At 72.7% G+C, this 11,756-nt stretch carries 15 protein-coding genes; 5 read left to right on the top strand and 10 right to left on the bottom strand.

The genetic code is table 11. From position 1 onward, the window contains the following. Nucleotides 1–2: 2 nt before the first annotated feature. Complete coding sequence (locus ACLIN4_RS07615) at nucleotides 3–377, bottom strand: cupin domain-containing protein (RefSeq protein ID WP_107479524.1); 375 nt, start codon at nucleotides 375–377, stop codon at nucleotides 3–5. Nucleotides 378–478: 101 nt separating this feature from the next. On the opposite strand from ACLIN4_RS07615, the gene ACLIN4_RS07610 reads away from it, so the two are divergent. Beyond that, on the top strand, nucleotides 479–925 hold the full coding sequence (locus ACLIN4_RS07610) for a MarR family winged helix-turn-helix transcriptional regulator (RefSeq protein ID WP_107479525.1): 447 nt from the start codon (nucleotides 479–481) through the stop codon (nucleotides 923–925). A 141-nt stretch (nucleotides 926–1,066) separates the two neighbouring features. On the opposite strand, the gene ACLIN4_RS07605 is transcribed toward ACLIN4_RS07610, so the two are convergent. Then, on the bottom strand, nucleotides 1,067–2,140 hold the full coding sequence (locus ACLIN4_RS07605) for a lytic polysaccharide monooxygenase auxiliary activity family 9 protein (RefSeq protein ID WP_382023076.1): 1,074 nt from the start codon (nucleotides 2,138–2,140) through the stop codon (nucleotides 1,067–1,069). A 188-nt stretch (nucleotides 2,141–2,328) separates the two neighbouring features. Between ACLIN4_RS07605 and ACLIN4_RS07600 the strand changes: the two genes are divergently transcribed. Next, a complete protein-coding gene (locus ACLIN4_RS07600) occupies nucleotides 2,329–2,787 on the top strand; it encodes a GNAT family N-acetyltransferase (protein ID WP_107480209.1) in 459 nt (152 codons plus the stop codon). A gap of 26 nt (nucleotides 2,788–2,813) precedes the next feature. On the opposite strand, the gene ACLIN4_RS07595 is transcribed toward ACLIN4_RS07600, so the two are convergent. Then, a complete protein-coding gene (locus tag ACLIN4_RS07595; protein ID WP_100047231.1) occupies nucleotides 2,814–2,948 on the bottom strand; it encodes a hypothetical protein in 135 nt (44 codons plus the stop codon). Nucleotides 2,949–3,099: 151 nt separating this feature from the next. Here ACLIN4_RS07595 and ACLIN4_RS07590 point away from each other — a divergent pair, with 151 nt between their 5' ends. After that, nucleotides 3,100–3,729: a class I SAM-dependent methyltransferase gene (locus tag ACLIN4_RS07590; RefSeq protein WP_289911134.1), complete on the top strand. Its 630-nt coding sequence runs from the start codon at nucleotides 3,100–3,102 to the stop codon at nucleotides 3,727–3,729. A 12-nt stretch (nucleotides 3,730–3,741) separates the two neighbouring features. Here ACLIN4_RS07590 and ACLIN4_RS07585 read toward each other — a convergent pair whose 3' ends face one another. Together ACLIN4_RS07585 and ACLIN4_RS07580 are read right to left on the bottom strand one after the other, a co-directional pair. After that, on the bottom strand, nucleotides 3,742–4,242 hold the full coding sequence (locus ACLIN4_RS07585; RefSeq protein WP_107480211.1) for a DUF402 domain-containing protein: 501 nt from the start codon (nucleotides 4,240–4,242) through the stop codon (nucleotides 3,742–3,744). Continuing rightward, complete coding sequence (locus ACLIN4_RS07580; protein ID WP_411575609.1) at nucleotides 4,223–5,149, bottom strand: GNAT family N-acetyltransferase; 927 nt, start codon at nucleotides 5,147–5,149, stop codon at nucleotides 4,223–4,225. Before ACLIN4_RS07580 ends, ACLIN4_RS07585 begins: the two co-directional genes overlap by 20 nt. Nucleotides 5,150–5,220: 71 nt before the next feature. On the opposite strand from ACLIN4_RS07580, the gene ACLIN4_RS07575 reads away from it, so the two are divergent. Then, nucleotides 5,221–5,589 carry a GntR family transcriptional regulator gene (locus ACLIN4_RS07575; RefSeq protein ID WP_179342769.1) on the top strand — a complete coding sequence of 123 codons (369 nt, stop codon included), beginning with the start codon at nucleotides 5,221–5,223 and terminating at the stop codon, nucleotides 5,587–5,589. 80 nt (nucleotides 5,590–5,669) lie between these two features. Here ACLIN4_RS07575 and ACLIN4_RS07570 read toward each other — a convergent pair whose 3' ends face one another. The 5 genes from ACLIN4_RS07570 to ACLIN4_RS07550 form a co-directional block, all read right to left on the bottom strand. Then, nucleotides 5,670–6,434, bottom strand: coding sequence for a DUF72 domain-containing protein (locus ACLIN4_RS07570; protein WP_411575608.1), 765 nt, complete (start codon nucleotides 6,432–6,434; stop codon nucleotides 5,670–5,672). 16 nt (nucleotides 6,435–6,450) lie between these two features. After that, on the bottom strand, nucleotides 6,451–7,545 hold the full coding sequence (locus tag ACLIN4_RS07565) for a DUF5925 domain-containing protein (protein WP_100047237.1): 1,095 nt from the start codon (nucleotides 7,543–7,545) through the stop codon (nucleotides 6,451–6,453). A 105-nt stretch (nucleotides 7,546–7,650) separates the two neighbouring features. After that, complete coding sequence (locus tag ACLIN4_RS07560) at nucleotides 7,651–8,481, bottom strand: polysaccharide deacetylase family protein (RefSeq protein ID WP_411575607.1); 831 nt, start codon at nucleotides 8,479–8,481, stop codon at nucleotides 7,651–7,653. After that, on the bottom strand, nucleotides 8,474–9,475 hold the full coding sequence (locus tag ACLIN4_RS07555) for a glycosyltransferase family 2 protein (protein ID WP_179350408.1): 1,002 nt from the start codon (nucleotides 9,473–9,475) through the stop codon (nucleotides 8,474–8,476). The genes ACLIN4_RS07560 and ACLIN4_RS07555 overlap by 8 nt, the downstream gene beginning before the upstream one ends. Next, nucleotides 9,472–10,329, bottom strand: a complete 858-nt coding sequence (locus tag ACLIN4_RS07550) for a glycosyltransferase family 2 protein (RefSeq protein ID WP_411575606.1) — start codon at nucleotides 10,327–10,329, stop codon at nucleotides 9,472–9,474. The genes ACLIN4_RS07555 and ACLIN4_RS07550 overlap by 4 nt, the downstream gene beginning before the upstream one ends. Before the next feature lie 620 nt (nucleotides 10,330–10,949). Here ACLIN4_RS07550 and ACLIN4_RS07545 point away from each other — a divergent pair. After that, complete coding sequence (locus ACLIN4_RS07545) at nucleotides 10,950–11,756, top strand: SGNH/GDSL hydrolase family protein (RefSeq protein ID WP_100047239.1); 807 nt, start codon at nucleotides 10,950–10,952, stop codon at nucleotides 11,754–11,756.

The raw sequence follows: 11,756 nt of genomic DNA, 5'->3' as shown, positions 1-11,756 counted from the left end.
GGTCAGTTGGCCCACGGGGGAGTGAGCAGGGTGCCGTCGGCCAGCTCCGCCTCCAGGCCGACGGAGGTGGTGACCCAGGAGGTCGCGGTCCGGTCGGTGGGGTTCTCGACGGCGAGGGTCGCCCCCCGGTTGATGATCACGGTGTCGCCCGCGGTGACGTGCTCGGTGCGGCCGTCGAGGGTGATCAGGAGTTCGCCGGTGAGGAGGTGGAAGATCTCCTCCCGGCTGACGGTGTGCGCGGGTGCCTTCGTGCCCGCCGGTATCTCGCCCCGCCAGGCGCACAGCTCCTTGCTGCCGGTGCGGGGGGTGGCGTACGAGACGAAACGGGCGCCGTGGATCTCGTGGGTCACGGCCTCGGACGAGCGGACGATGGGCATGACTGTCTCCCCGGTCGATTATGGTCAAGCAGCTTGACCAAGCTGCACGGAGATATGGTCAATCTCCTTGACCGATTCGTCAAGGATGTTTCAATGCCCCCGTGCAGAACTCCGACGCCATGGCCCTGTCCGCCGCTCTGCTGGCCGCCGCCGGCGGGCTCACACAGCGGATTCACGAGGGTGTCGTCGCCCGGGGTTTCGAAGGGCTGCGGCCCGCGCACGGTTTCGCGTTCGCCCGGCTGGCCCCGGACGGCGCGACGGTCACCGACCTCGCCGTCCACCTCGGAATGACCAAGCAGGCCGCGAGTCAGCTCGTCGACGAGCTGGTCCGCAAGGGGTACGTCGAGCGCCGGCCGCATCCCGCCGACGCGCGGGCCCGGCTGGTCGTGCTGACCGAGACGGGGTGGGCCTGCACGCGGGCCGCGGAGGAGGCGGCGGCGGAGGCCGTGGGTGCGTGGGCCGACGTGCTCGGCGAGGGCGGGGCCGCGGAGCTGCGGGAGCGTCTGCTGCGGATCGCGCCGGGCGGGCCGATCCGGCCCGCTTGGTGAACCGCGCCGTCTGGTCCGCGTGGTGAACCGCGCTCGCGTGGCGACCGGACCCCGCATGCCGAGCGGGGCTCGTCCGGCCTGAGCCGCCGGACGAGCCCCGCGTTCCCCCCGCGTTCCCCCCGCGTTCTCCCGCGTTCCGGGTCAGCGGCCGTGCCGGCCACCCGTCAGCGCCCGCCGGCGCACGGACGCGAACAGCACGGCCGCGCCGAGGGCCAGGGCGGCGGCGCCACCGACCGCGAGGTAGGGCGTGCTGCTGTCCCCGCCGGTCTCGGCGAGGTTCCCGGTACCCGCGCCGGCGGCCCTGACCTCGTTGGGCTCACCGGCCGCGGCGGCTTCGGGGGCCGCGTCGGACGCCTCGTCCGGTGCCGCCGGGTCGGTCGGGTCCGTCGTCGTCGCCGCGTCCTGGTCGCCGTGGCCGTTGTGCTCGATCGTCGACCTGTCGGCCGCGGCCGCGATCTGCTCCTCGGAGGGAGCGGAGGCCTCGGGGGCCGGTGCGGCGGCGTCCGAGGAGTCACCGCCGGCGGAGTCGCCGGCCGCCGTGCCGTCGCCGCCACCGCTTCCGCCGGCGCCGCCGCCGAAGGAGACGTCGGAGCAGGAGTAGAACGCCTCCGGGCTGTCCGAGCGCTGCCACACCGCGTACAGCAGGTGCTTGCCGGAACGCTCGGGCAGCGTGCCGGAGAAGGTGTAGAAGCCGCCCGAGGCCGCCGGGTCGGTGGCCGTCGCCACCGGGGCGGACAGATCCAGGTCGCCCCAGCCCAGCGGTTTCGCCGGGTCGTAGCCGGGCTTGGTGATGTACACCTTGAAGGTGCCCTTGTGCGGGGCCGTCACGCGGTACTTGAAGGTGTACGAGCCGCTGCTCACGCCGGTCGCGGGCCAGTCGGCGCGCGCCAGGTCCATGCCCTTGAAGGCCGGGTCGTTCGCGCTGCACAGCTTGCCGTCCGGGATCAGCTCCTGGTGCTTGCCGGCGGCGTTGCCGATGCGGATGCCGTTCCAGTCGTACAGCGCCTGGGTGCCGCCGGCCGCGACGGCCGCCTTGCACGCGTCCGACTTCGGGTTCTCGGGGCCCTCGGCGTGGCACTGCGACACCCGGCTGACCGGGTCGCCCATCGAACCGTGCGCGGACGCGGGCGCGGCGGCCAGGGTGGTCAGGGCGAGCGGGGCGAGGCCGGCGACGGCGACGGCTGCGACCCTGCGGGGCGCGGAGGGTGCGGGCATGGGGAACTCCTCGAAACGGTCACTGGGGAAGCGCGGGGATGCGCGAACTCGGGCCGGAACCCGTGGGGTTGACCAGCAAGCTAGCCCCGGGAAACCGTGAAATCGCCTGTCGGAGGCGGGTGACGGAGATCCTTATGGTCGCGTTAAGGGAGTGCTCAGGCTGGGCTGAGGTAGCTACCGTTCGCGGCATGGAACGAGAGCAGATCCGGCAGGCGGTCACCGCGGACGTACCCGCGGTGAAGGCCGTCACCGACGCCGCCTACCGCCCGTACATCGAGCGCATCGGCGTGGTGCCGCAGCCGATGGAGGCGGATCACGCGGCGAACGTGGCCGCGGAGAAGGTGTTCGTCACGGGCGGGCCCGGTACGGAGGTCGCGGGCCTCGTCGTCGTGGAGGCGTACGCGGACCACCTGTTCCTCGACAGCATCGCCGTCCACCCCGACGCGCACGGCAGGGGCGTGGGGCGGCGGCTGCTGCGGTTCGTGGACGCGCACGCGCGTGCGCTGGGCCTGTCCGAGGTCAGGCTCTACACGAACGCCATGATGTGGGAGAACCAGGAGATCTACCCGAAGTACGGGTACGAGGCCGTGGAGCGCCGGGTGGACGGACCCTACGACCGTGTCCACTACCGCAAGCGGCTGCTCTGACGCGTCTCATGACGTGACCGGCCCGGTCAGCTGTCCGGCCACCACGTGCGTGCGATGTCCTTGCGGACCTCCGGGCGCCCCGAGGGGCGCTCGTCGGCCTCCTCGCGGACACGGCGGGCGTCGGTCTTCTTCAGGGGCTTGTGCACGGTCAGACGGCGCATGGCTGCCTCCTTACGGATCCACCGGGTTCCGCGTTCTCACGGAGGTAGACCCATTCCCCGAGACTTGCTCATCGAAGCGTCCCTGTCAGTGGCGGTTGTCACGTTCCCGCGCCCCGACCGCGTTGTCAGTGCCGGGTGTCACCCTGGGCGCATGGGCAATGACAGTGACGGCGCGAGCACGTTGAGCAGCGCACCGGACGTCGACTGGGACGCGCGGGCCGCCGGTTTCGACGACGAGCCGGACCACGGCCTGCGGGACCCCGAGGTGCGCCGGGCCTGGGCCGCGCGGTTGAGGTCCTGGCTGCCGGAGCGGCCCGGCGACCTCCTCGACCTGGGCTGCGGCACCGGCAGCCTGTCGCTCCTCGCGTCCGAGCAGGGACACCGCGTCACCGGTGTCGACCTGTCCCCGGCCATGCTGAGGCAGGCCAGGGCCAAACTGGCCGGGCGTGACGCGGTGTTCCTCACCGGTGACGCCGCGGCGCCCCCGGTGGGCGGGCAGCGTTTCGACGCCGTGCTCGTCCGGCACGTGCTGTGGGCGCTGCCCGACCCCGCCCGGGCCCTGCGGCACTGGCGGGAGTTGCTGCGTCCGGGAGGGCGGCTGGTCCTGGTCGAGGGCGTGTGGGGGGCCGTCGCCCCGGTCGGCATACCCGCCGCCCGGCTCACCTCCCTCCTCGCACCCCTCGCCGGACGGGTGCGCGTGGAGCGGCTGTCGGACGACCCGGTGCTGTGGGGGAGGGAGGTGGCGGACGAGCGGTACGCGGTGGTGGCGACACCCGGGTGAGCCGGGCCGCCGCTATGCCAGCAGGTCCTCGAAGTGCTCCCCGCGTGCCAGGCGTTCCAGTTCGTCCAGCGCGGCCACGGCGGCGGCAGCGGACTCCGGGTCGCGTTCCGCCAGGCCGCTCTCGGCGAACTCGTCCTCGTCCAGGCGCCGTACGTCCGTGCCGTCCGCCGAGCGCCACAGGTCCAGGTCGAGGTCCTCGACGGCCAGTTCGGTGCCCGTGAGCACGGCGGGGCGGGTGATGTCGCAGTACCAGCCCTTGAGCGCACCGGCCGCCGTCCGGACCTCCTTCACCGAGTACCACCGGTCGCGCCAGTAGTACTCGGTGAAGACGTCGCCGGCCTCGAAGCGCACGAAGCCGAAGTCGCGGACGCCGGCACCGGCCCAGGGGGCGCGGACGGCGAGGCGGGTGCCGTCGTCGTGCAGCAGCTCGCCCGCGTACCGGATCTTCGTGGCGCCCGCCTTGACCAGGACGACGTCCACCGACGCCGGTGCCTCAGCCGAGTTCGCGGACATGGCGCACCTCCGTCCCGCAGATCTCGTACCCGAGCCACTTGTTGACGGCGAGCATCGGGCCGTTGTCCGTGTCGTTGCCGGTGAGGGCCTCCGTGTACCCGGCGGCGCGGGCCCGGCGCAGGGAGTCGGTCTTGGTGAGCTTGGCCAGGCCCCGGCCGCGGTGGGCGCGGACGGTACCGGTCATCGCGGTGGAGTAGCGGGTGCCGTCCGTGTAGGCCACGCTGAAGGCGACGGGGCGGCCGTCGGCCACCGCGACCGAGGTCAGCTCACGGTTGAGCAGCGGGTGCCGCCAGGTCTCCGCGAGCCAGGCCTCGTAGTCCGTGAACTCGATGTCGACGTCGCTCGGTTCGTCCGCCAGCGTCTCCGCGTCCAGTTCGAACATCGGGCGGGGATCGTCCGCGAAGTCGGCGGCGGTGCGGAGTTCGACGCCCGGGGGAGGGGGCGGCGGGTCCGGCAGCGTCGCGTTCGCCAGGTCCAGCCGGAGGAAGTGGGCGGAGCGCCGCCGCGCATAGCCGTGCCGCTCGGCGAAGGCGAGGTCGGCGGGCTTGTCCAGCACCCACGCGAAGAGCTTCGTCGCGCCCTCGGCGGCGAGGTACTCCTCGGACGTGCGCACCAGCAGCCCGCCGGCACCGTGCCGGACCCTGTCCGGGCGGACGTAGACGTTGAGGTACGCCTGGCCGGGCTCCGGACTGTCGTGGACCAGCCCGATCTGGGCCGTGCCGATCGTCTCCCCGTCCTCCTCCGCGACCAGGGACCGGCTGCGGGCGTCCGGGTGCGTGTGGACGAGGCGGTGGACGACGGCCTCCGGCGTCCACAGGATGTACGGCAGGGCCAGGTGCCGGACATGTGCGAAGGCCGCGACATCGGCCGGATCGTCGGGACGCAGATCGCGTACGAGTACGGTCATGTGGGCGCACGCTACGGCGGACGGGCGGTCGGGTGCCTCTCATTTTTCCGGGGATACGGGACAATCGCCGGGTGACCTTGCAGATCCACATCGATGACGGCACCCCGCCCTACGAGCAGGTGCGGGCGCAGATCTCCGAACAGGCGCGGTCGGGGGCCCTGCCGGTCGGCTACCGGCTGCCGACCGTGCGCGGACTGGCCGAGTCCCTCGGGCTCGCAGCGAACACGGTCGCCAAGGCGTACCGGGCGCTGGAGGGGGACGGGGTGATCGAGACGCGGGGGCGCAACGGAACGTTCGTCGCCGCCGCGGGCTCGGCTGCGGAGCGGGAGTTGGCCTCCGCGGCCCAGGGCTATGCCGAGCGGGCCCGGCGGCTCGGGGTGGCGGAGGGGGACGCGGTGGCCGCGGTGCGGGATGCCCTGCGGGCGGCTTACGGGGACTGAGCGCCGGTTCGGCGGGGGCCGGTGGGCGGCCGCGGGTTCGTTGCGGCCGGTCGCGCCCGCGCGGCGGAGCCGCGAATGTCTCAGCCCCGCGCCCCCAGCGGTGTTCGGGTGACCGTGAGACCAGAGGTACGCGCCAGTCGGGCGAAAGTGCGTGCGTCGCTCACCGCCGCACCGTTCGGGTCGTTGTTGAAGTACGCGTAGACGTCCTGCCGGGGCCAGGTGTCCCGGATGCGCTGGACCCACGTCGCCAGCGACCGGCGGCCGTAGTGCGGCCAGGCGGCAGCCCTTCCCCGGTGGAAGCGGACGTATCCCCAGTCGGTGGTGCGCCACAGCGGGGTGACCGGGCGGGCCAGGACGTCCGCCCAGCACAGGGCCGCGCCCCGGGACACCAGGACCTCCCGCACCTCGGGTGTCCACCAGGACTCGTGCCGGGGCTCCACCGCCACCCGGGTGCCGGGCGGGAAGCAGGCGAGGCAGGTGTCCAGGAGGGCCGGGTCGCCCCGCAGCGTCGGGGGCAGTTGCAGCAGGACCGGGCCGAGACGGTCGCCGAGGCCCGCCGCGTGGGTCATCAGGCGGTCGACGGGCTCTTCGGGGTCCCGCAGGCGTTTGATGTGCGTGAGGTAGCGGCTGGCCTTGACCGCGACCGTGAAGTCCGCCGGCACCCGCTCGCGCCACGCCTCGAACGTCTCCCGGGACGGAAGCCGGTAGAAGGCGTTGTTGATCTCGACCGTGGCGAAGGCCTCCGCGTACCGCTCCAGCCACAGCCGTACGGGCAGGCCGGGCGGGTAGAGAACCTCCCGCCAGTCCCGGTACTGCCAGCCCGAGGTGCCGACGAACAGGGTCATACCCCCATCAAAGCAGCTACAGGTAGAGCCCGGCCTCCGCGCCGTCCCGCGGCTCCGGCAGCGTGGTCGGCGAGGTGCCCCGGCGCAGCGCGTACAGCTCCGCCAGCGTCGCGCCCTCGCGGCCGATCCCCTCCTCGGTGCCGAGCCACTCCACCGCCTCCCGACGGGTCAGCGGGCCGACCTCGATGCGGGCCAGGCAGCGGCCGGGACGGACGACCGCGGGGTGGAGGCGTTCCAGGTCCTCGTTGGTGGTGACGCCGACCAGCACGTTGCGGCCCTGCCCGAGCAGCCCGTCGGTCAGGTTCAGCAGCCGGGAGAGGGCCTGGCCCGCCGTGTGCTTGGCCTCGCCGCGGATCAGCTCGTCGCAGTCCTCCAGCAGCAGCAGCCGCCAGCGGCCCTTGCCCGCCGCGTCCTCCTCGCCGATGGCGATGTCCATCAGATAGCCCACGTCGGAGAAGAGCCGCTCCGGGTCCAGTACGCAGTCCACCTGGCACCAGTCCCGCCACGAGCGGGCGAGGGTGCGCAGCGCCGAGGTCTTGCCGGTGCCCGGCGGACCGTGCAGGAGCAGCAGCCGGCCCGCGATGTCCTCGGGCGTCGTCTTCATCAGGGTGTCCATCGCGTCCGCGACCGGGGCCGTGTAGTTGGTCCGGACCTCGTCCCAGGTGCCCGCGGAGATCTGCCGGGTGGTGCGGTGCGGTCCGCGGCGCGGGGAGACGTACCAGAAGCCCATCGTCACGTTCTCCGGCTGCGGCTCGGGTTCGTCCGCCGCGCCGTCCGTCGCGTCGGCGAGCACCTTCTCGGCCAGGTCGGCGGTGGTCGCCGTCACCGTGACGTCGGCGCCGCGGTTCCAACGCGAGACCAGCAGGGTCCAGCCGTCGCCCTCCGCCAGCGTCGCGCTGCGGTCGTCGTCGCGGGCGATCCGCAGCACGCGCGCGCCGGGCGGCAGCAGCGTCGCCCCGGACCGCACGCGGTCGATGTTCGCCGCGTGCGCGAAGGGCTGCTCGCCCGTCGCGAAGCGGCCGAGGAACAGCGCGTCGACGACATCGGACGGGGAGTCGCTGTCGTCGACGTTGAGCCGGATCGGCAGGGCGTCGTGCGGGTTCACGGACATGCCGCCATGATCCGGCACCCGGCCGCCGCGTGCACCCGGTTTCCCGGGCACACGCGGCACGCGGAGCGCGAACGGCGCAGGGCGAGGGGTGCCGGCGCCGGTGGTTCAGCCACCGGCACCCGGCATCCGCTCCCGCAGCCGTCCCCGTGCCCGCCGGGTCCCGCGCAGTACGGCGTACCCCTTGGTGAGGACCCGGTCCCGGGCGAAGGTGCGGGCGATCGCGCGGCCCTCGATCAGCCGGGCGAACTCGTCCGGCCCCGTGCTCCTGCGCACGGTGACCCGCCGCAGGGCGTACGGCCCCTGGGCCCGGCGGGCCAGGCCGTTGCCGACGGCGAGCGCCTGCGCGTACCCCGTCTCGCGCACGGCCCGCCGCACCCGGCGGTCGGAGTAGCCGTACGGGTAGGCGAAGGAGGCCGGTACGGCGCCCAGTTGGTCGGCGACGATCTCCTTGCAGTGGATCAGCTCGAAGCGCAGCCGCTCCTCGTCGAGCTGGTCGAGCTGCGGGTGGGTGTGGCTGTGCCCGCCGATCTCCACGCCGGCGGCGGCCAGTTCGCGGACCTGGTCCCAGTCGAGCATGGTGTCCAGGCCGCCCCCGGTGTCGTACGGGCCGCGCAGCCAGCCGGTGGAGACGAACAGGGTGGCCGGGAAGCCGTGCTTGGCGAGGGCGGGCAGGGCGTGCCGGTGCACGCCCTCGTAGCCGTCGTCGAAGGTGATGAGGACCGGCCGCTTCGGCAGCGGGCGGCCGGAGCGCCAGGCGGCGGCCAGTTCCGCCGTGCCGACCGGGGTCAGGCCCCGGTCGGCGATCGCCGCCATCTGCTCGGCGAAGGCGTCCGGGGCCACCGACAGCGCGCGGGTGGCGTCGCCCGGGTCGGCCGCGACCGCGTGGTACATCAGGATCGGCACGCGGGTGTCGGCCTCGTGGACATCCTCAGCCATGCGCGCCCCCCTCGACGGGCGCCACGGAGAACGAGTCCCCGCCCCGCCGCGCCCGCACGCTCCCCACCACGTAGCCGCCCGCCGCCGTGAGCACCCCGGCGACGATCGCGCCCGCCCGTCCCGCGCCGCCCGGCCGGGCCAGCACGGCGTCGCGCAGCCCGCGCGCCACACCGGCCGGCAGGACACGGGTGGCGTACCGGCGTTCGGACTCCAGGCCCTTGTCCGCGCCGACGCTGCGCGCCACCAGGGCCTTGGACAGGCCCTCGGCGTAGGTGCGGGTGCGGAAGTAGGCGAAGTGCTCGCGCGCCTCGGGCACCCGGTGGTGGATCACCGCGCGGTCGTCGATCAGCAGTACGGCGTCGGGCCGGGCGCGGGAGAGCCGGATGCACAGCTCGGTCTCCTCGCAGCCCAGCGGGCGCTTGTCGCCGTCGCGCCCGATGCCGGTGGCGAAGCCGCCCGCCGCCTCGAACGCCTCGCGCCGGAAGGAGGCGTTGCCGCCGAGCACGTTGCGCACCCGGACCCGGCCGGGCGGCAGGCCCCGGTACGTGCAGCCCACCACCCAGTCGAACTCCTCCGGGAACCAGACCGGCCGGCGCCCCGACGCCCAGATCGGCACCGTGCGCCCGCCGACGGCGATCACCGCCGGGTCGGCGTACCCCTCGGCGAAGTGCCGCAGCCAGTCGCGTTCGGCCACGGCGTCGTCGTCGAGGAAGGCGATCACCTCCCCGCGCGAGGCGGCGATGCCGGTGTTGCGGCCGGCGGACAGGCCGCGGGGGCCCGCGTTGGCGAGCACCCGCACGTCCTGCCGCTCCTTGTACTCCTTCAGCAGCCGTTCCCGCAGCGCCTCGTTGTGGTCGACGACCAGCAGCGTCTCCCGCGCCGGGTGGGACTGCGCCCGCACCGAGGCGACCGCCGCGAGGATGTCCTCCCAGCGGTCCTCGGTGTAGACGCAGATCACGACGGAGATCGTGAGGGAGGCGTCCGTACCGCTCAAGACGCCTTCCTCCGGACCGGGACGACCGGGGCGGCCGGGCCGACCGAGGCGAGCGTCGGCGCGTGCGTACGGCTGCGCAGCGCACGCCGGTTGGAACGCTCGTCGAGGATCACTCTGAGCACCCGCAGCCCGTCCCGCACGGCGCGCAGGTTGCTGACGCCGTGGATGCGCAGGTACTCGTGGCTGGGGATCTCCTGCACCTTCAGGCCGGCCTTGACGACCCGGATGTTCATCAGGGTCTCCACCTCGAATCCGGTGCAGTCGAGGTCGATCTTGTCCAGGCAGTGCCGCCAGAACGCGTTGTAGCCGTAGCACAGGTCGGTGTAGCGGGCGCCGAACTTCCGGTTGACGACCGCGCACAGGGCGCGGTTGCCGAGCTTGCGGATGAAGGTCATGTCGTCGGTGCCGCCGCCGTTGGCGAAGCGCGACCCCTTGGCGAAGTCCGCGCCCGAGACCAGCGCGGAGACGTAGGAGACGATCTCCTGGCCGTCGGCCGAGCCGTCGGCGTCGACCATCACGATGATGTCGCCGGTGCACGCCTTGAAGCCGGTGATCAGCGCGTCCCCCTTGCCCTTGCCGCGCTGTTCGACCACCTTGACGTCCGGCCACAGCTCCCGGGCGACCCGCACGGTGTCGTCCGTCGAGTTGCCGTCCACGAGGACGACCTCGTGGATCCAGTCGGGCAGCGTCTTGAAGACGTAGGGAAGGTTCTCCGCCTCGTTCATGGCGGGTATCACCACGCTCACCGGCGGCGCTATCGCCAGGTGCGAGGAGACGGGCCGGTACTTCTCGGCGGGAGACGGATCGGACGACGGTTCGTTGCCCGTCGACGCCGGCTGCAGAACTGAGCTCATGAGTCTGGTCCCTCTCGTCCGGCGGACCGCCCGCCCCAGGGGCGGTCCGGCTCTGTATCCGGTTCGAAAGGGGGGTTCTCACCCACGGCGCGACGGGACGGATCTCCGTGCGTGCCAGGTGAGCAGGCAAAGCCTGTCGGCGCCGCGAGAAAAACGGCGGCCGACCGCGCGGCGCGGCCCGGCCACCGAAACGGTCACCGGGCACGGCACCCCCCTACCGCGCGTCCCGCGCCGGTCCGCCGCGGCCTCGAGCCCTCCCCTGGGCCGCTTGCCGACGTACCGATGCGGGAGATGTATGACGGTATTGACGATTGAACCCCTATGGCAAGACCTGGAACCAAGTCTCACGTTTTTGTTGGTTTGCCGTCATCCGTTCTTCTTGAAGGGCGATTCCGTGCGGCGCGGGTCTCCCGGACCGTTCCGCTTTGCCCCCCGAAGCCCAAGATGCCGGGCCTCAATGTGGCCCAGTGCTCGGGGCACCGTCAAGACGGCACTGGCGTTCCCACCGGTTTTCGTCCGATTTTGAACGACCATCAGCCATTTATTGGCATGGACACTTCCTGTCAACACGCGTAGCTGCTACCACGGTTGACGGCAGAGATCCTGCTAAAGGAGGTTCCATGAGACGTTCCCGACTTGTCGGCTTCCTGAGTTCACTCCTCCTCGCCGCCGGCACCGCCCTCACCGGGGCCGCGACCGCGCAGGCCGCCCAACCCGCCGCCGCCGACGGCTATGTGGCGCTCGGCGACTCCTACTCCTCCGGAGTCGGAGCGGGCAGCTACATCAGCTCCAGCGGCGACTGCAAGCGCAGCACGAAGGCCCACCCCTACCTGTGGGCCGCCGCCAACTCACCCTCCAGCTTCGACTTCACCGCCTGCTCCGGCGCCCGTACGGGTGATGTTCTCGCCGGACAGCTCGGCCCGCTCGGCTCCGCCACCGGCCTGGTGTCGATCAGCGTCGGCGGCAACGACGCCGGCTTCGCCGACGTCATGATGACCTGCGTCCTCCAGTCCGACAGCTCCTGTCTGTCCCGGATCGCCACGGCGAAGGCGTACGTCGACTCGACGCTGCCCGGCAACCTCGACAACGTCTACTCCGCGATCCGCGACAGGGCCCCCAACGCCCATGTCGTCGTCCTCGGTTACCCGCGCTTCTACAAGCTCGGCACCTCCTGCGTCGGCCTCTCCGAGACCAAGCGGAAGGCGATCAACGACGCCGCCGACCACCTCAACACCGCGATCGCCAAGCGCGCCGCCGACCACGGCTTCACCTTCGGCGACGTACGTCCCACCTTCACCGGCCACGAGATCTGCTCCGGCAGCTCCTGGCTGCACAGCGTGAACTGGCTGAACATCGGCGATTCGTACCACCCGACGGCGGCCGGTCAGTCCGGCGGCTACCTGCCGGTCCTCAACGGCGCCGCCTGA

The sequence above is a fragment of the Streptomyces mutabilis genome (genome assembly GCF_046628145.1).
Classification (GTDB): domain Bacteria; phylum Actinomycetota; class Actinomycetes; order Streptomycetales; family Streptomycetaceae; genus Streptomyces; species Streptomyces mutabilis.
This window is presented reverse-complemented; position numbering and strand designations above follow the sequence as displayed.

Excerpts from the sequence above, each read along its gene's own strand:
- ACLIN4_RS07545 (WP_100047239.1), top strand. The coding sequence starts at position 10,950 with ATGAGACGTTCCCGACTTGTCGGCTTCCTGAGTTCACTCCTCCTCGCC.
- ACLIN4_RS07570 (WP_411575608.1), bottom strand. The coding sequence starts at position 6,434 with ATGACCCTGTTCGTCGGCACCTCGGGCTGGCAGTACCGGGACTGGCGG.
- ACLIN4_RS07565 (WP_100047237.1), bottom strand. The coding sequence starts at position 7,545 with ATGTCCGTGAACCCGCACGACGCCCTGCCGATCCGGCTCAACGTCGAC.
- ACLIN4_RS07595 (WP_100047231.1), bottom strand. The coding sequence starts at position 2,948 with ATGCGCCGTCTGACCGTGCACAAGCCCCTGAAGAAGACCGACGCCCGC.
- ACLIN4_RS07560 (WP_411575607.1), bottom strand. The coding sequence starts at position 8,481 with ATGGCTGAGGATGTCCACGAGGCCGACACCCGCGTGCCGATCCTGATG.
- ACLIN4_RS07600 (WP_107480209.1), top strand. The coding sequence starts at position 2,329 with ATGGAACGAGAGCAGATCCGGCAGGCGGTCACCGCGGACGTACCCGCG.
- ACLIN4_RS07590 (WP_289911134.1), top strand. The coding sequence starts at position 3,100 with ATGGGCAATGACAGTGACGGCGCGAGCACGTTGAGCAGCGCACCGGAC.
- ACLIN4_RS07585 (WP_107480211.1), bottom strand. The coding sequence starts at position 4,242 with ATGTCCGCGAACTCGGCTGAGGCACCGGCGTCGGTGGACGTCGTCCTG.
- ACLIN4_RS07580 (WP_411575609.1), bottom strand. The coding sequence starts at position 5,149 with ATGACCGTACTCGTACGCGATCTGCGTCCCGACGATCCGGCCGATGTC.
- ACLIN4_RS07550 (WP_411575606.1), bottom strand. The coding sequence starts at position 10,329 with ATGAGCTCAGTTCTGCAGCCGGCGTCGACGGGCAACGAACCGTCGTCC.
- ACLIN4_RS07615 (WP_107479524.1), bottom strand. The coding sequence starts at position 377 with ATGCCCATCGTCCGCTCGTCCGAGGCCGTGACCCACGAGATCCACGGC.
- ACLIN4_RS07605 (WP_382023076.1), bottom strand. The coding sequence starts at position 2,140 with ATGCCCGCACCCTCCGCGCCCCGCAGGGTCGCAGCCGTCGCCGTCGCC.